Genomic DNA, 17784 nt, shown 5'->3' with positions numbered 1-17784 from the left:
GGATGGAACAAAAGATCAGTTTATGCTGGTTTCGCCGTGATCTGCGGCTGGACGACCAGGCAGCTTTCTATTATGCGCTGCGTTCTGGTAACCGGGTTGTACCGGTGTTTGTTTTTGATACCCATATACTGAATGACCTGGAAGATAAACAGGACCGTCGGGTTACCTTTATTCATGAAGTACTTGGGGAAATGCAAGCGCAATTACAACAGCTGGGCTCATCGATGGATGTGTTCTATGGTACACCGGAAAATGCGTTCGAACACTGGACCCATAAATACGAAGTAGCCGGCGTTTATACCAATCATGATTATGAACCATATGCGAAGAACAGGGAGGCCGCTATAGCAAAGCAACTCAGCCGGAAAGGAATATCGTTTTACAGTTATAAAGACCAGGTGATACTGGAAAAGGACGAAGTTGTGAAGGATAACGGTGAGCCATATACGATATTTACGCCTTACAGCAGGAATTGGTATGATACCCTTACCTTTTTTCATCTCAAACCATATCCCTGTAAAAAATATTATCAGCATCTTTTTAAACAACAGGTAATAAAGATTCCTTCCCTGGAAGAAATAGGATTTACGCCCGGAGAGAAGTATTTTCCTTCAAAAGATCTGGAAGAAACACTGATCAGGCATTATGATGAAACCCGTGACTTCCCGGCTGAGAATGGCACATCGAGACTAGGCATTCACCTGCGGTTTGGCACCGTGAGCATACGTGCCGTGATGCAAAAGGCCATGCAGCTTAATGCCACGTTTGCAAAGGAATTGATATGGAGGGAATTTTACCAGATGATCCTCTGGCATTATCCGCACGTGGTTGGAAATTCTTTTAAGAAGGAATATGATAAGATAGTGTGGCGGAACAATGAGGCTGAGTTTGAAAAATGGTGTAAAGGAGAAACAGGCTACCCGATTGTAGACGCAGGTATGAGGGAGCTGAACGCTACCGGCTTTATGCATAACAGGGTGCGTATGATCACTGCCAGCTTTTTAACTAAACACCTGTTGATCGATTGGCGTTGGGGAGAAGCTTATTTCGCAGCCAAATTACTGGATTACGATCTGGCCTCAAACAATGGCGGCTGGCAATGGGCGGCAGGTTCGGGTTGCGATGCGGCGCCTTATTTCAGGGTGTTTAATCCTGCGCTGCAAACGCAGAAGTTTGATAAAGACTTAAAATATATCCGTAAATGGGTACCGGAATTTGAAGGATTTGAATATGTGAAGCCGGTGGTGATGCATGAAGACGCGCGTAAACGTGCGCTGGAAGTGTATAGTAAGGCACTCCGTAAATAAAAAATGCAGTGAGCTAATCACTGCATTTTTTTTAGGAAAGAATTATTTGTTGAAGACCTCTTTCAGTTTGCTGTCCAACGCTTCATGTTCTTCTCCTCCTCCGCCATAACGCGCTATAATTACGCCTTTGGGATCAATTAATATCTGGGTGGGTAAAGAATGAATGCCGAAGTGCTCACTGATATCTTCGGGGTTAGGCTCATTCTTCATGCGTTTATTCATATCCAGTCCCCGTAGTACATGTTTCCATACACCGATACCGTCCTTTTCCACCGCCTTTTTCCAGGCATCATGATTACGGTCGTCGTCCGATACGCTGATCACTTCAAACCCTTTATCCTTGTATTGTTTATACAATTCCAGCAGGTGAGGGTTACCTGCACGGCAAGGCACGCACCAGCTGGCCCAGAAATCTACCAGTACATATTTTCCTTTGAAATCAGATAAGCTGAGTGGCTGATCATTGATATCTTTTTTGCTGAAGTTAAAAGCAATGCTGCCAGGAGAGCCTTGTTCAAGACTTTTTATTTCTTTGGCGATATCCAGGCCCTCTTTACTTTTTTGCAAGGCGGCGCTCAGGCTATTGTAATAGTATCTGGCGGAGTCCAGTGTCATACTGCCAATTTCAAAACGCATCAGGTAAACGCTGAGGAAGGAGTTATGATGTTCGCGGATAAATTTTCTTGACAGCTGGCTGTTGGCATTAAAGTACGGCGCCAGCTGCTCCCGGATGGCTGCTGCTTTATCATGGTCTTTTTCGTTGCGCAAGGCCTCCAGTAATGGTTTGTATTTTTCGGCAGCTGCTTCCTTTTCTTTTTCCAGCTGCACGTTTTCATCGTTACTTACAGAGCCTTTCATAACAATGGTGCTCAGATCGCCGTTTGCTATGTTGATAGTCATGGCGGCTGGCTCCAGGAACAGGTATGCCTGTTCTTTTTTATTGCCGGTCATATTCCTGATCAGCGTTGCGGAAACCACGCCGGGAGCTGGTTGTAACAATGTGCCTGTAAAGCTGAACCTGCCGTCTTTTACTTCAGCGCTGTCTGTTACATACTTTGCGCCATTGCTGTACTGCAGGTAATATTTGGCAGGTGCATTTCCGGTAACGGTGCCGGCTATACTGAGTTTTTTCTGTGCGTTAACCAGTTGACTTAATACTAACGGTAACGACAATACGCAGAATATTTTTTTCATAATTTTATTGTTCGTTTTGTGTAAGATTTGGATTAAGGATGATTTCTTCCTGCGGGATACGCAATAATATCTTAGGGCTGGTGGCCGGGATGGTCATGGCCCCACTGCTGGCAGAGGAATAGTCCCGTACCATTGGTAAGCCATTCCGGAAATAATCAAACCCTGAATGCCCTTCAAAGGCCAGCTCTATCCGGCGTTGCAATAGTATTTCATCAAACAGCGCCTGCCCGGAAAGATCCACGGCAGCAAGACCTGCACGGTTACGGATAATGTTCAGATCTGCCAATGCGGCATCTTTTTTACCGAGCTTTGCATTAGCCTCTGCACGGTTCAGATATACTTCTGCCAGGCGGATATAACGGAAGGGCGATTTGCTGTAAATGGCATTGTATAGATACATGTACTTAACGGTGGCAATACTGTCGTCGGGAAAGCCTGGCGTTACATTTACTTTGTAATGGGAACTGCGCAGGTCTGTTTTCGCAATGCGCGACAGCAGGTCGGAAGAAGGACGATAATAACCGCCTGTATAATTGATTTGTGGCGGGTACGCATATTGCTGGCTGATGGAGGCATTTCCGAAATCCATGTTGCCTGCAAAAACATCTTCCTTATTAGCTACATTGCTGCTGTTATAGTAAGCGCGGTATGCATCGTTTTGGAGTAGAATATACTTGTTACTGTTAATTACCTGGTCGGCGTAGCTCACTACTTTCTGGTTGAATGCAGCATCCGGCTGCTGGAAGGTACCGCCCATATAAAGATACACACGCGATAACAAGGCTGCTGCCGCCTGCTTCCCGGCGAAGCTGTTGGACTTTTCCTGGTTAAACAGGGAAATAGATGTTTCCAGGTCCGCAATGATCTGTTCATATACTGCTTTTGTGCTGCTGCGGGCGGGTTTATAATCGATGCCATTGGCAGCGGTAGTAATAAGCATTACACCCGGCGATGATGCCGCATCCTGGTAGTAGGGCCTGGCATAGAAGCGCACCAGGTTAAAGTATACAAATGCTCTCACGAACAATGCTTCTGCTTTGGCCTGCAGCACAACCGGGCGTTGCTCATCTTTGGTAACATTATCCAGCAATTTGTTGGCATGAAGAATAGTGAAATAGCTTCCTCTCCATAAGTTGTACGTCCAGCTATGATCCTTATCAGGAGAGTTGACATAGTTAAATGCATCGGTGTAAAAGTTAGGTCCCAGGTCCAGTGAATGGACATTATTGCTATGTGCTTCAGAAAGAAACATGGTGATATCACCATATCCAAAGCTACTTCCCATGGAAACTCCCGTGGTGATCATTGGGTAAAGCCCCAGTGCCGCCTGTGCAAATCCTTCAGGGCTATTGAACTGGGCCTCTTCATTGGTAACGTTGTGTGGGCGCAGTTCATCCAGTTGTTTATTGCAGGCGCTTAGTGAAATAAGAGTTACGGCGGCTATTATAATTGTACGCTTCATTTTTTCAGTAGTTTAGAATGTAACATTAAGACCGGCAGTAATGCGCCGTGGATTGGCATTTCCGACGCCTACACCTCCGTAGGAGGTAGAGGTGCCAATAGTAGCGCCTTCAGGATCGGCCCCTACATAGTCTTTATGTTTGATAACGAAAACATTGTCCATGCTAACGAATACGCCTGCACGCTGTGCATGTATCTTCGCTAATGTTTTTTGCGCCAGATCGTACCCGACCCTGATGTTCCGCATACGGATATGACTGGCATTGCCGTATATAAGCGAGGAACGGCTGTCGAACACCCGCCAGGTGCTCATTTTGCTGCTATATACATCGGGATAGTTCGCATTTTTATCACCGGGCTGCTGCCATACTTTCTGACTGGCCTGCCAGTTTACATTATTCCGGCCAAGAAAAGGAGCGGAGGGATCCTGGAAGTTATTGATAAGGCTCATGGCGGTATAGTTGCCTACCTGGAACCACATCTCCGCGCTCAGGGAAAATTGCTTATAAGTGAAGGTATTGGTGAAGCCGCCAAAGAATTTGGGTGTGGCGGAGCCAATCGTCTGGTAATTGCGGATATCTGCTATTCCGCCAATGCCTTCTACTACCTGCTTTTTTCCGGAGGCATCATAGTTTTCAAACAGTGGTGCGCCGTTATCAGGATTTACCCCTACATAACGGATAGCTTTAATTACATTCAGATCTTCTCCTCTATAACGGTAATACGCACGGTTGTAATTGTCGAGAAGAGAATCGCCGTACAGTTTTTTTATGGTGTTTTTATTAAAGCTTACATTAAGGTTGGTGGTCCAGCTGAAGTTCCGGGTATCTATATTGCGGGTGTTCAGCATTAGTTCAAGTCCTTTGTTCAGCACTTCTCCCACATTTTGATACTGCTGGAAGGAGCCTTGTGCAGAGCCCACAAATACCTGTTGTAGCAGGTTTTTACTGAGTTTTGAGTAGAGATCGGCCGAAAGCTCTATGCGTTTCCACAAGCCGATATCTATTCCTGCTGTATTATTAACAGTGGTTTCCCAGCTGATGTCGGGATTTTCCAGCTGTGTAATGGAGGAACCTATATTATTAACGTTATCATAGGTATAATTGGTGTTTGCTGAGTAAAGGGTTTGATTCAGATATCCATCGCCCACGTCCCTTCCGGAAGTTCCGTGCACTACCCGCAGCTTGAGTAGGTCTATAGCTTTCACATCTGCCAGAAATGCTTCTTTGTTAATCAACCAGCCGGCGCTAACTGCGTAGAAAGTACCGTATCTTTTATTGCGGCCAAAATTGGTGAAGGCATCAGTACGAAGAGAAGCGGCTGCATAGTATTTAGCGAGATAATTATAATTCAGTTCACTGAAGGCGGAAAAGCTGGCTCTTTCAGTATAACCACCCGAGGGTCTGTAAGGGGAATTGTAAGCGACGCTGATGGCGCTGCCAAAGTTTTTTGCTGCACCCATATTCCTTTCCCCGGGCAGCAGGTTATACATGTCAATGGTACTGGTTTCATTAGTACGTTTTGCCCATTCTGTACCAGCCAGGAAATTCAGGCTGTGGTTGCCAAACTGTTTGATGGCACTCAGTGTATTGGTAGAAGTAAAATTAAAGAACCTGGTGTCTGCTATGGTAAGCGTTCCATTGGGAACTGCGGCGCCTGGCGCAAACAGGTAAGGATAACCGCCATATTTCCCTGAATAGCTGCGGGAATCCATGTAAGAATTCCGGTGGTTGCTGATATAATCGATGGTATTGGCGGTTTTAACGCTCAGCCAGGGCAATACCTGGTAGCTCAGCCATGCAGTTCCGGTGAAGTGCTGGTTACTTATAACCGCCGTATTATCGAACTTCTTTTCACCTATAAAATTCTGCGACCAGGTAGTATAGGGCACGCCAAAATTATTGGATTGTTTCACAGGAATACTGTCGGCCAGCGATCCATCTGCATTGTATGGTGTTACAAAGGGCTGGGTCATGTAAATTACCGGCACACCGTTGCGGGAAATGGTTTTATCGATAATAGCACTGGTGTTCAGCCCGCCGGAAACCTTTTTGGAAAAATGCTGGACAATGTTCAGCCGGAGATTACGACGATCAAAAGTATTACCCACATTAATTCCTTTTTCCTTGTACCAGTCAACGGCGGCATACAGTGTTGTTTTATCATTGCCACTGTTAAGCCCCAGGCTGATATCAGAAAAATTTCCATCATCAAACATTGCTTTTTCCCAGTCGAAGTTCTTTGTTTTATCTTCATCGGTATAGATCCTTCTTTGCCGGATGAAATCTGCCGCAGTGGGGAACTGTTGCTGAAGGGAAGGTGTTTCCTCCCATCTGCGTTGCATCACTTTGTCCATCAGTGCAATATTTTCAGACGTATTCATCATGTGGATGGCGCGGTTCTGTTTTATAGCGCCATAGCGGGTATCCAGTGTTACATGCACGCCGCTGTTCGCAGCGGCCCTTTTGGTGGTCACCACAATTACACCCTGTGCCGCGCGCGACCCATAGATGGCGGTAGATGCAGCATCTTTCAGGATGGTAATGCTTTCCACATCAGCAGGATTTACCACGTCCTGTAAATTCTGCGAGTTGGAAATTACGCCGTCAATAACGATCAGTGGTCCAAAGTAGGCGCTGGTACCGGATGGGAGAGACGACTGGCCGCGGAGCAATACCTGTCCTCTTGCACCGGCATCGGCGGAAGGTTCCACTATATACATGCCGGTGGTTTTGGCCTTCAGCATAGAGAGTATATTGGAAGAAGAAACGGAACTGCGTAGCTGATCACCCGAAATCTTTTGGACAGCGCCGGTTAGCTCGCTGGCCTGTTTATTCGTATAACCCATTACCACTACGCCACCAAGACTGGTAGCATCTTCATCCATCGTAATATGGTTTTCTGTACCGGAAATAACCTGTGTTTTCTGGCGGTAGCCAATGCTGCTGATCATTAAGGGGCGACCTTCTTCAGAAGCAATAACAAATGCGCCGTTGGCATCGGTTACTGTGCCCCTGCCACTGATTATGTCGCGGACGGTGGTACCTGGTAGCGGCTGTCCTTTGCGGTCGGTTACTTTTCCTTTGATCATCGGCTGTGCTTTGGTAACGTTGATATTGTTGTAAGGCATTACCACGCCGATCATATTGCCGCTGGTCCTAAACTGAAGACCAGATGCATCTTCCAGCTCTTCCAGCACTTCCCGCAGGCTTCTCTGTTTAGAAGCCAGGGTGATCCGCCTGACCGGCAATGTACCCGCAGCATAGAAGAATTTTACCTGGTAGGTGCTTTCGATTTTTTTGAAGGCAGTGGCAATGTCTGCCTCCCTGAACGCAATTGATTTTCTTTGCTGTCCGTATGATAGCATACGGGTAGTTAGCATTAACAACACCAAAAGAGGGAACTGCCATTTTACCGCAGTGCTTAACGGCGCACGGAGGCGCGCATAATTAAAAGTCATGCATCAGATTTTTTAATGATGGTTGATGTGGGTAACTGCATGCAGGCACCGGCAGCCTGCATGTGATCCCGATTCAGCGATTTTGGTGGAAACGCCTGTTATTAAAATTGAATCAGCACTTTGTCCGGTTGTATTTGAAAACTACATCCGGCTGTAAAACAAAAGATGTTCAAAACCTTTTCTAATTTATCGTTGTCGAACGCGCCGGAAAACCGTTTGGTATATAACGGATTTCCATTTACGCGGAATGGTATTCCATACCAGTTTTCCAGTTGCCGTATTACTTCGGATACGCTGGCATTATCAAATACTAATTTGCCTGTTTTCCAGGTACGCAAAGCGATGGTATCAAAAGATGCTTTGCTCATTTCCTGTTTCGTTTCATTCCACTTCGCCTGTTCACCGGGCGCCAGGGTAAGTGGTGCAGCTGTGCCTGATTTTTCACTCACTTTTACTTTTCCGCTGAGCAATGATACTGTCGACTGTGGCTCATACGGATATGATTTTACCAGAAAGGAAGTGCCCAGCACTGTTGTCTGAATTTGTTTGCTGGTTACCATGAACGGATCTTCCGGGTTGGTTTGTACATCAAACAACGCTGCACCTTTTACCAGTTCCACGTGCCGGTGTTTATTGCTGTAATCGGAAGGAATCCTTACAGTTGTATTGGCGTTCAGGATCACTGAAGAGCCATCCGGCAAAGTGAGCAGTTTGCGTTGTCCCCATTCACTGGAGTATACCAGGAGGGTGTTGGAACCTGCAGCCGGCGTACGCGGTTTCAGCCGTGGCCAAAGCAGGGCGATGCCTCCCAGCAGCAGCACTGCAGCAGCACGCCATGCTATTTGCCGGTAGTTGATGCGGCGCACAGGGCGGGTAGCTTTTACTGCCTGTTGCAGCCTGTTTAATTGTGCAGCCCTGTCTTTTTCTGCTTCGGCTGCGTTAATATTATAATACAAGGCTACCGCTGCAGCTACCTTATCCTTTATTTCAGGGTGCTGCCGGATATAACTTTCCCACTTAGCAATAGCCGTGGCACTGTTTCCCCGGATATATTGCAGAAAGGTATCGTCAAGCAACAGGTCTAATTCATTCAGGTCCTTTGGCAGCATTCTCCATCCATTTTTAAAGTAGAGCGACAATCAGCTCTCTTTTACCGGGTATGTACCGGTAAATTTTCAGATTTTGATATTTTTTATTTTAAAGAAGCTTTATTGAAAATAATCTAACAAGGAATTTATAAGGGAAGTAACAGCAGTAATGTTCTCAAATGCAGGTTGCCGGATTTGAGATCCTGTTCAAGTGATTGTTTGAGGGATTTAAGTGCTTCGTACAAATGATTGTAGACGGTACGGTGCGTAAGCCCGGTGATGTCTGTTATTTCATCATAGCTCCTGCCTTCATAAAAGCGGAGATTAATTAGTTCTTTTTGCCTCGGGCTGAGTAAAGCGATGGCTTCCTGTATGCGCCCGATGGCTGCTTTGCTTTGTTGCTGCTGCATCAGCAGTTGTTCAGCAGAGGGTGTATCGCTGCCGGTTTCGGTTTCCATCCAGAGCGATAGCAGGCCATTGTCTTTTTTTTCCTGTTGAAGATGTAATAACAGTTTGCGTTTGAAAGAGGTGATAATGTAGCTGCGTACATTATTGACGGTATCCAGGCCTTCCCTTTTCTCCCAGAAATAAAGAAACACCTGTTGGATACAGTCTTTCACCGGTTCGCTTCTGGCGCATATTTTAAGGCCCAGGAAAAGGAGCAGGTGATAATACTTTTCATACAAGGTATATAGTGCCTGTTCCTCTCCTTGCCGAAACCTGTTCCACAGGTCTGTATCCTTATTATCGATCATACCGCAACAAAAGAACGAAAAAATCGGCTGCTTACGGACGGATTTTTTCCGCTGCTTCCATCAGCGCTTCCACAGCGGCTTTTCCCTCTTTGCCCAGATCCAGGCTAAAATCATTCACATACAGATCAATGTGCTGACGCATCACAGATTCATCCATTTCCTGCGCATGTGATTTTACATAATCAGACAATTGCGGATAAGTAGTATAACTATTCTGCAGGCTGTTATGGATAAGTGTGTCGAGTTGGGCACGGGCAGCTTCCGGTATATCCTTACGGATAAAGATCCCTCCCAGTGGGATAGGGTTACCGGTGGTTTGTTCCCAGTATTCACCCATGTCCATCAGTTTTACCAGGCCTTTAAGCTGGTAGGTGAAGCGGTTTTCATGGATGATCACGCCTGCATCCACATCGCCGTTCAGTACGGCGTTTTCTATTTCAGAAAACAGCATTACCTTTTTGTTGGTGGCTTCCGGGAAAGCAATAGAGAAAAGGAGGTTGGCGGTAGTGTTTTCGCCTGGAATGGCGATGGTCTTGTTTTTTATCTCTTCCAGGGGAATATCTTTTTTTGCAATGAGTAATGGCCCGCAGCCCCGTCCCAGTGCGCTGCCGCTGTTGAGCAGCTCATACTGGTCTTTTACTTTGAGATATACTGCAAAGCTCAGCTTTGTAACGGCCAGTTTGCCTTGCAGCGCCCAGTTGTTCAATGTTTCCACATCCTCAAGATGCGTATCAAAGGTAAATTCCTTTGTATCTATTTTGTTGTTTACCAGTGCATCAAAAATGAAAGTATCATTCGGGCAGGGTGAAAAACCTAAAGATAAATGCATAGCTGTCGAAATTTTATATGCTGTCGTTAAATGCCGGCCAGTGTTTCCACGGTCTTTATCAATTGTTCGTTAAGTGTTTTTACGGCCAGGAGGATCTTCCATTTACTTTTATCCCTGATTTCCACGTAGTTAGAGATGCTCCTGAGTTGAAGGAATGGTATTTCTTCCAGCAGGCAGGCATAATGAAAGGCAGCGCCCTCCATACTCTCTATGTCCGGGTCGTATTTGGCCACCAGCTTTTGTATGGTAAACTGGCTGCCGCTTACAAGGTTTACGCTCACGCCGGTTGCAAGGGGCAGGGGAGGCACTTCGGGCAGTCCCGCAAAGGTGTTCACCAGGCTGTTACCGGTAAATGGCGGTTGTGATGGCTGCCAGAGCTGTATATCAAATAAATCTTTAAACTGATCGTTGTCTTCCGCACCGAGGTCGGCCAGGTACTCCTTTTTAATGAGCATTACTTCCCCCAATTCGCGGTGATGGCGGAAACAGCCGCCAATACCGGCCTGTATGGCTATATCGGGGCGGTTTACCACCAGGTGCCTTCCCAGGCTGAAAGCGGTGTGCATCATGCCAATACCGGCAATCAGCACATCTATATTGCAGTTCGCGGCTTTAAGGGCCGGGATATGTGTGTCGAGATACTGTAAAAAGGGCTGTATTTCCAGTGTGGTAGCCGCGGTCACCAATATTTTCATCCGGTAAAAATAAGGCAAAAATGATTGCTTGCCGTGTAAAACAATTGACAGGAATTAGGATAAATTGGCACTACTCGTTTAATAGTGGTATTTTTGCAAAAATTTTTTGCAATAATGATTTATTTAACGCGAGTAGAGAACTTCAATGCAGCGCATAAGTTATCTAACCCGGGCTGGAGCAAAGAGAAGAACGAAGAAGTTTTTGGTAAATGTGCCAACGAAAACTGGCATGGTCATAATTACGAACTGCACGTCACTATAAAAGGTAATCCTGATCCGGAAACGGGTTTTGTATTTAATGCCAAAACTTTGGGCGTAATTATCCGGGATGCGGTGATAGAAAAGATAGATCACCGGAATCTTAATATGGATGTTGATTTTATGAAAGATAAATTCACATCCGCCGAAAATTTATCGATCGCTATCTGGGACCAGCTGGCCAAACACCTGCCGGCGGAAGTACAGCTGCACTGTATCAAATTATATGAAACCCCACGTATATACGTAGAGTATTACGGTGGGAAATAATACATCCTGTCCCGGCCTTTGAAATATATTAAATCATATAAGAATGGCGTATAATAAGAACGAAAGTTATGATGAAAAGATCACGTCCGGTCTTGTAGAAAATTATAAAGAATGTTTGCACTTGCTGGGGGAAGACCCTGAAAGAGAAGGGCTGCAGAAAACACCCGAACGGGTGGCCAAAGCCATGCAGTTCCTCACACAGGGATACCAGCAGGATGCACGTGAAATACTGGAGGGCGCAAAGTTTACAGAAGCATATAGTGAAATGGTGATAGTGAAAGACATAGAGTTGTATTCTATGTGCGAGCATCATATGCTGCCCTTCTTTGGAAAAGCGCACGTAGCCTATATTCCAAACGGTTATATCACCGGTCTGAGCAAAATTGCCAGGGTAGTGGATGTATATGCCCGCCGCCTGCAGGTGCAGGAGCGCCTTACGCACCAGATCCTGGATGCTATCCAGGAAACGCTGCAGCCACAGGGCGTTGCCGTGGTAATTGAAGCGCAGCACCTGTGCATGATGATGAGAGGAGTACAAAAACAAAATTCCCTTACCACCACATCCGCGTTCAGTGGCCAGTTTGAGCATGGCACCACCAGGGCAGAATTCATGAAACTGATCTCCAAATAAAAAATCTATATTACTAATTACGGATTTATGGGTAGATGATAATAGTAATTTACATTTATCAGCTACCTGTAAATCCGTAATTCTTATTTATATTTGAAAAAATATTAATTTATATCCACATGAAGCATGCTTTTGTATTTCCCGGACAAGGTTCCCAGTTTCCGGGTATGGGCAAAAATCTGTACGACACCAACGTAAAAGCAAAAGAACTTTTTGAACAGGCAAATAACATCTTAGGCTTCCGTATTTCTGATATTATGTTCAGCGGCACCGAAGAAGACCTGAAACAAACCAATGTTACCCAGCCTGCTGTTTTCCTGCATGCAGTGATTGCCTTCCTCTGTACAGAGCACGCACAACCGGAAATGGTGGCAGGCCACTCCCTGGGAGAATTTTCGGCCCTTGTAGCCAATGGCGTACTGTCGTTTGAAGCAGCCCTGAAACTGGTGGCCATCCGCGCCAATGCCATGCAGAAAGCCTGCGAGCTGCAACCATCTACCATGGCTGCTGTACTGGCCCTGGACGATGCCAGAGTAGAAGAAATATGCGCTGCTGTTACTGCAGAAACCGGAGAAGTGGTAGTGCCGGCTAACTATAACTGCCCCGGTCAGCTGGTGATTTCCGGTACCCTCAAAGGGGTGGAAATCGCCTGCGAAAGAATGAAGGCTGCCGGTGCTAAAAGAGCCCTGATCCTCCCTGTAGGCGGTGCTTTCCATTCGCCGTTAATGGCTTCTGCCAAAGAAGAGCTGCAGGCAGCTATCAACACTACTACCTTCAATACACCTTCCTGCCCGGTTTACCAGAATGTGGTGGCCGTAGCGGTAACCGATCCTGTACAGATCAAACAGAACCTGATAGATCAGCTAACGGGCGCGGTTAAATGGACACAATCCGTACAGGCCATGGTAGCCGACGGTGGTAAGGAATTTACGGAAGTTGGTCCCGGTAAAGTATTACAGGGTCTGATCCAGAAAATTAACAAGGAAACAGTGGTGAACGGTATCAACTGATAATATCATCTCTGTAAAATAAAAATGCAGTGGATAACCCGCTGCATTTTTATTTTATAATACTATTTCCATCTCGTATTGCGACAGGTAATTCGTTAATCCCGCCTGTTGCAGGAACCTGTCTATTTCAGGGAAATGCTCATCGATATTAATGATGCTCACGGCCGCTCCCATGAACAGATCGGAGGCATACTGCAGCATGGCGCTTCCTACGCCTCTTCTGCGAAACTCCGGGTGTACGGCTATATTCCTGATCCTCCGGGTGTCTTTATGCACACTGATAAATCCCGCTGTATGCCCGTCTATAACAGCCTCCCAGGTAACGGAGAACGGCGCTTCCCGTTGTATGCTGCTGATAGTGTTAGACCAGGTAGGAACCATATCCATAAAGGTGGCCAGCAGGGACCAGTTGGGTGTCCTGTTTTCTTTTATGGAGATGCCCGCTGGTTTTTTACGCGTATGTATATTCCCCTTGAAAGAATGAATGGTACGGGTTTTATCAAACCCGGTATTCGTATATGCCTTGATAGCAGGAAGGTTGGTACTGATCACCTCCAGGATAATTTTACGGATGCCCTGTGCCTGGTAAGCAGGTATGAACTGGTCGTACATTTTCTGCACGAGGTGCTGCCCGCGGTATTCGGGGATAATACCGGTTCCACCGTTGTATAGCATAGTGGGATGCACTTTGTTATCTGCGGCATGTAAAATGAAGCCGCCAAGTGTATTGCCTGCAAAGGCGCCGATAGAATAATCCCGCAGGATATTTTCACCCTGCATCTTTTGTTCCAGTATGGAGGGCGTAAGGTGCAGAGGTACTATATAATCGCTGAAAGCAGCATTGAAGGTATCGCAAAGACCAGGGGTAGATACGTTGTGAAGTGTACGGAAATCGTGGATATAGATCATAGTGGAATGGGTATGTCGCCAATATTAGCAAGGATTGACGACATACCGTCCCGGAATTTTATGAGCGGAAAAATTATTGCAGTTCTATGCTGACATTGATCCATTCGGGATCAAATTTATCAGTATATTTTTGGTAGAAATTAATGGCTGGCGTGTTCCATTCCAGTACCTGGAAAACAATTCCGCTGAACTGTTTTTCTTTTGCCTCGATCACCAGCTGGTCGAACAACAATTTCCCGATGCCTTGGCCCCGCCACTCCTTGGTAACAATGATATCTTCCAGGTACATCCGGCAGCCTTTCCAGGTAGAGTAGCGCGTATAGTAAAGCGCAAACCCATGGATCACTTCCCGGCCGTTGATCACTGTGCTGGCTACAAATGCCTTCCACACCGGGTTAGGGCCAAAACCGGCTTCTTCAAAATGCTCCTGGCTTACCGTAACCTGTTCCGCCGCTTTTTCATATGCTGCCAGCTCACGGATCAGCTCCATCAACCGGGCGCTGTCTTCTCTTCGTGCAACCCTTAACGTTATATCTTCCATATCTCGGTATATTAACCAAAAATAATCAAAATTTCAAGTTCCTTACCGGCCCGTTGGGATAAAGGACGTAGCAAATATCTATAGCTAAAATGACGAACAATATTGTAATTTGTAGGTTGTTTAGGTGAAAATGGCATTAATTGCTTCTTACATGAAAAATATGCTTGCGCATTATACAGCTTATAACAGCTGGGCTAATCAACAGCTGGCAAAGGTATTGCTTAAACTAACGGACGAACAGCTGAACAGGGAGCTGGGGGGAGGTTTTTCCACGTTACGTAATACCGTTTATCACATATGGTATACGGAAAGCCTCTGGCATCAGCGTTTGCAGCTCACTGAAAAAACAACGGATCCCACTGCAGGCTTCAGCGGCAGTTTTACAGAAGCCTGTGCCGCCTGGCTTTCACAGTCGGCCTTACTGGAAGAATGGGTGGAAAAAGCCAGCCAGGTAAAGCTGAACCATACCATTGCATATACCCTCAAGAAAAGCGAACACTATAAAATGGCCGTACAGGATGCGGTGATGGAGGTATGTAACCATAGTACCTTTTACCGCGGTCAGCTGGTATATATGTTAGGGGTATTGGGAGTGGGTAAGATACCGGCCACGGAATACAATCGTTTTAAGCCAAAAAAATAATCCGGTTTTATTATTTTTGATAGATTTTCCGCCTTTTAAAATTCCTATATGAATGCTGCTTCTTTTTATGCAAAGGCCCCGAAACACCTGGTGGCAGTGGATTGTATCATCTTTGGATTTGATGAAGGCCGCCTGAAATTATTGATCATGGAACGGAAGGTGGCGCCTATGGCCGGCGAATGGTCGCTGGTAGGCGGTTTTGTGCAGGAAGATGAAAGCACCGATGAAGCGGCCGCCCGTGTACTGGCGCATACCACCGGGCTGGACGATATTTATATGAACCAGCTGCATTGCTATGGCAATGTAGGCCGCGATACCGGCGCCAGGGTAATATCCGTTGCCTACTACGCCCTGATCCGTATCAAAAATCATGATAAGCCACTGGCCCGCGAACATGGTGCGCACTGGCTGGAGCTGCATGAAATACCAGAACTGATCTTCGATCATGGTAAAATGATTGAAGATGCACTGGCCGCACTTCGGAATAATGCACAGTTCCATCCCATAGGTTTTGAACTGCTGCCGGAGAAATTCACCCTCTCCCAACTGAGAAGCCTCTATGAAGAAATATACCGCAAAACCCTTGATAAACGTAACTTCCGCAAGAAGATCCTGTCGCTGGATGTAATGGAAAAACTGGAGGAAAAAGATAAAACCTCCTCTAAAAAAGGCGCTCACCTCTACCGCTTCGATCCTGAAAAATATGAGGCCCTGAAACGGAAAGGACTGGTATTCGAAATCTAGCCGGTAAAATGAACAAAATGGATGGAAGCAGGGACTGTAAATAAAATTATTTTACAGTCGGTTGATTCCCCATTATGTCATGTTTACACCGTATTGGCCTGTATGCCCTGCTTTTTATTTCGCAGGCATTATATGCCCAGCATAATGATATTATTGCAATTAAGAATGCGTTACCACGGATAACGGACAGTGCAAACTATGTGGATGCATTGAACAGGCTATCAACGCTCTATCTGCCCCGCCAGCTCGATAGCAGCGGGGTATACGCCAAACGCGCCAAGGAGCTGTCGGAGCGCATCAGTTACAACAAAGGACAACGCGACGCCCTGCGCGGTATGGGCCGCTATTATGCCCTACGCCCTCACCGGTATCTTTCCTATCTTTTCTATGACAACGCCCTTACGGCCTGCCGCGCCGCAGGCGACTCTGCCGGGGTGGCTGTAGCCCTGATGAATATCGGCACCTTCTACCAGTACCAGCAAAAACACGAGGAAGCGCAGCGTTATATTAACCGGGCACTGAAAGTGACCTGGGATATGGGACTGGACTCCCTGCGGACATGGGTGCTGGCCAGCTACTACCTCATTAATGAATCAGACTCCGTTGCATTGCCCGTTGCCCAAAAAGGGCTACAGCAGGCCATCTCGCTGGCTCACAGGTATCACGACGAACTGGGGATCCTGTATACCAGGTTATTTGCAGCCAATGAACAGCTGCGCGCAGGTGAAATAAAAAAAGCAGAAGAAAACCTGAAAGGTGTAATAGCTGCGGCCGACAGCGCCGGCCTTAATTATATAGCTATGTATGCCTGCCTCCAGCTAACAGGCTACCGCATCTGGCAGCAACAACCGGATTCTTTACAGTACCAGCGCCAATCGGTGAGCTACGCAGTAGCCGGCGGTTATGCCGGCTTAATGCTGCCGGTGATCACAAGCCTGTATAACAGGTCACTGCGAACGGGCGACTCCCCCCGGGCTGCCGGCTATAGCCGCCTGGCCCTCGGCGTAATGATGCAGCAACAGGAAGATATGCAGGCCGGCGAAGCAGATTATCTTTCCTATGCCTTTGGCGATGAATGGCTGGATTCCCTGCAACAACAAAACCAATCACAAAAACAACAACTGGCAGTTAATAAAGCCGCCAATCATTTCTGGTATTACCAGCTGCTGATCATAGCTGCTATCGCGATTTTACTGGTTATCCTGGTAACATATTTTGTGCGCGCTTACCGCCTCTCCCGGAAAAATACTGCTAGCATGGCCGCCCTGCAGGAGGAGATCCGGCTGGGTAACAACGCTCTCAGGGATAGCGACGACTTTAAAAATAAACTGATCTCCATGATAGCGCATGATTTCAGGACACCGCTGCATAACATCGTTAATATTACCGGGTTTATAGATGAAAAGTCGCTCACCGTAAGGGAAGCCGCCAACATGATCTCGGAAGTGGAACATACTGCTGCCGGTACCCTGGTTATTTTTGAAGAAATATTGCGATGGATCCGTACCCAGTTATCCGGTTTTGTATACCGGCCCGAAATATTCCGGCTGGAAGAAATGATCAGTCATACGGTAAAAAACCTGCAACACCTGGTCGCCGGGAAAGAGATCCGCATAGTAGTGGATATCCCGGCAAACACCACCGTTGCGGCCGACTATGAAATGCTACAGTTTATCCACCGGAATTTTTTACATAACGCTATTAAATTCTCCCCGGATCAGGGGATGATAACGGTAAAAGCTACATGTAAGGATGGCTGGCTCACCGTTGCCTTCACAGATGAAGGCTCCGGGATAGATGCCGCCATGCTTCCTCACCTGTTTAACTGGAACCGCAACGCCATTGAAGGAGAACGCGCCGGTAAAGGCGCAGGCCTTGCGCTCATCATCTGTAAAGATTTTATTGATAAAATGAACGGAAAGATACATGCTGAAAACAATGCCGATGAAGGCAGTACTTTTTATTACCAGTTGCCGGAGTGACCAGGAA

Annotated in this window: 16 protein-coding genes; 7 read left to right on the top strand and 9 right to left on the bottom strand. The window is 46.6% G+C overall.

Features of this window, described 5'->3' with window-relative positions; all coding sequences use genetic code 11:
- Positions 1–2: 2 nt before the first annotated feature.
- Positions 3–1307, top strand: a complete 1305-nt coding sequence (locus tag FN124_RS05400) for a cryptochrome/photolyase family protein (protein ID WP_142683736.1) — start codon at positions 3–5, stop codon at positions 1305–1307.
- A 42-nt stretch (positions 1308–1349) separates the two neighbouring features.
- Here FN124_RS05400 and FN124_RS05395 read toward each other — a convergent pair whose 3' ends face one another.
- The 7 genes from FN124_RS05395 to mqnB all read right to left on the bottom strand — a co-directional run bounded on the left by FN124_RS05395 (position 1350) and on the right by mqnB (position 10789).
- A complete protein-coding gene (locus tag FN124_RS05395) occupies positions 1350–2501 on the bottom strand; it encodes a TlpA disulfide reductase family protein (protein ID WP_142683735.1) in 1152 nt (383 codons plus the stop codon).
- Between the two features lie 4 nt (positions 2502–2505).
- Entirely contained in the window at positions 2506–3963 is a 1458-nt protein-coding gene (locus FN124_RS05390) for a RagB/SusD family nutrient uptake outer membrane protein (RefSeq protein WP_142683734.1), read from the bottom strand.
- A 12-nt stretch (positions 3964–3975) separates the two neighbouring features.
- Positions 3976–7422 (bottom strand): SusC/RagA family TonB-linked outer membrane protein, encoded by a 3447-nt coding sequence (locus tag FN124_RS05385; RefSeq protein ID WP_142683733.1) that lies wholly within the window; start codon positions 7420–7422, stop codon positions 3976–3978.
- A gap of 101 nt (positions 7423–7523) precedes the next feature.
- Positions 7524–8531, bottom strand: coding sequence for a FecR family protein (locus FN124_RS05380; RefSeq protein WP_142683732.1), 1008 nt, complete (start codon positions 8529–8531; stop codon positions 7524–7526).
- 125 nt (positions 8532–8656) lie between these two features.
- On the bottom strand, positions 8657–9265 hold the full coding sequence (locus tag FN124_RS05375; protein WP_142683731.1) for an RNA polymerase sigma factor: 609 nt from the start codon (positions 9263–9265) through the stop codon (positions 8657–8659).
- Between the two features lie 31 nt (positions 9266–9296).
- Complete coding sequence (locus tag FN124_RS05370) at positions 9297–10094, bottom strand: 1,4-dihydroxy-6-naphtoate synthase (RefSeq protein WP_142683730.1); 798 nt, start codon at positions 10092–10094, stop codon at positions 9297–9299.
- 26 nt (positions 10095–10120) lie between these two features.
- On the bottom strand, positions 10121–10789 hold the full coding sequence (gene mqnB, locus FN124_RS05365) for a futalosine hydrolase (RefSeq protein WP_142683729.1): 669 nt from the start codon (positions 10787–10789) through the stop codon (positions 10121–10123).
- A 114-nt stretch (positions 10790–10903) separates the two neighbouring features.
- Between mqnB and FN124_RS05360 the strand changes: the two genes are divergently transcribed.
- The 3 genes from FN124_RS05360 (at position 10904) to fabD (ending at position 12958) form a co-directional block, all read left to right on the top strand.
- Positions 10904–11317: a 6-pyruvoyl trahydropterin synthase family protein gene (locus FN124_RS05360; protein WP_079469374.1), complete on the top strand. Its 414-nt coding sequence runs from the start codon at positions 10904–10906 to the stop codon at positions 11315–11317.
- A gap of 43 nt (positions 11318–11360) precedes the next feature.
- Positions 11361–11948, top strand: coding sequence for a GTP cyclohydrolase I FolE (gene folE / locus FN124_RS05355; protein ID WP_142683728.1), 588 nt, complete (start codon positions 11361–11363; stop codon positions 11946–11948).
- A gap of 119 nt (positions 11949–12067) precedes the next feature.
- Complete coding sequence (fabD, locus tag FN124_RS05350) at positions 12068–12958, top strand: ACP S-malonyltransferase (RefSeq protein WP_142683727.1); 891 nt, start codon at positions 12068–12070, stop codon at positions 12956–12958.
- 54 nt (positions 12959–13012) lie between these two features.
- Here the strand turns inward: fabD and FN124_RS05345 are convergent, their stop codons facing one another.
- Together FN124_RS05345 and FN124_RS05340 are read right to left on the bottom strand one after the other, a co-directional pair.
- Positions 13013–13867 (bottom strand): GNAT family N-acetyltransferase, encoded by an 855-nt coding sequence (locus FN124_RS05345; protein ID WP_142683726.1) that lies wholly within the window; start codon positions 13865–13867, stop codon positions 13013–13015.
- Positions 13868–13940: 73 nt separating this feature from the next.
- Positions 13941–14408 (bottom strand): GNAT family N-acetyltransferase, encoded by a 468-nt coding sequence (locus FN124_RS05340; protein ID WP_142683725.1) that lies wholly within the window; start codon positions 14406–14408, stop codon positions 13941–13943.
- 151 nt (positions 14409–14559) lie between these two features.
- Between FN124_RS05340 and FN124_RS05335 the strand changes: the two genes are divergently transcribed.
- The 3 genes from FN124_RS05335 to FN124_RS05325 all read left to right on the top strand — a co-directional run bounded on the left by FN124_RS05335 (position 14560) and on the right by FN124_RS05325 (position 17777).
- Complete coding sequence (locus FN124_RS05335) at positions 14560–15051, top strand: DinB family protein (RefSeq protein WP_185937099.1); 492 nt, start codon at positions 14560–14562, stop codon at positions 15049–15051.
- A gap of 48 nt (positions 15052–15099) precedes the next feature.
- On the top strand, positions 15100–15795 hold the full coding sequence (locus FN124_RS05330) for an NUDIX hydrolase (RefSeq protein ID WP_142683723.1): 696 nt from the start codon (positions 15100–15102) through the stop codon (positions 15793–15795).
- A gap of 74 nt (positions 15796–15869) precedes the next feature.
- Entirely contained in the window at positions 15870–17777 is a 1908-nt protein-coding gene (locus FN124_RS05325) for a sensor histidine kinase (protein WP_142683722.1), read from the top strand.
- Positions 17778–17784: the final 7 nt, after the last annotated feature.

Source organism: Chitinophaga polysaccharea, assembly GCF_902150045.1.
GTDB classification, from domain to species: Bacteria; Bacteroidota; Bacteroidia; order Chitinophagales; family Chitinophagaceae; genus Chitinophaga; species Chitinophaga polysaccharea_A.
The sequence above is the reverse complement of the archived record's forward strand: the minus strand, read 5'-3'. Positions and strand labels throughout refer to the sequence as shown.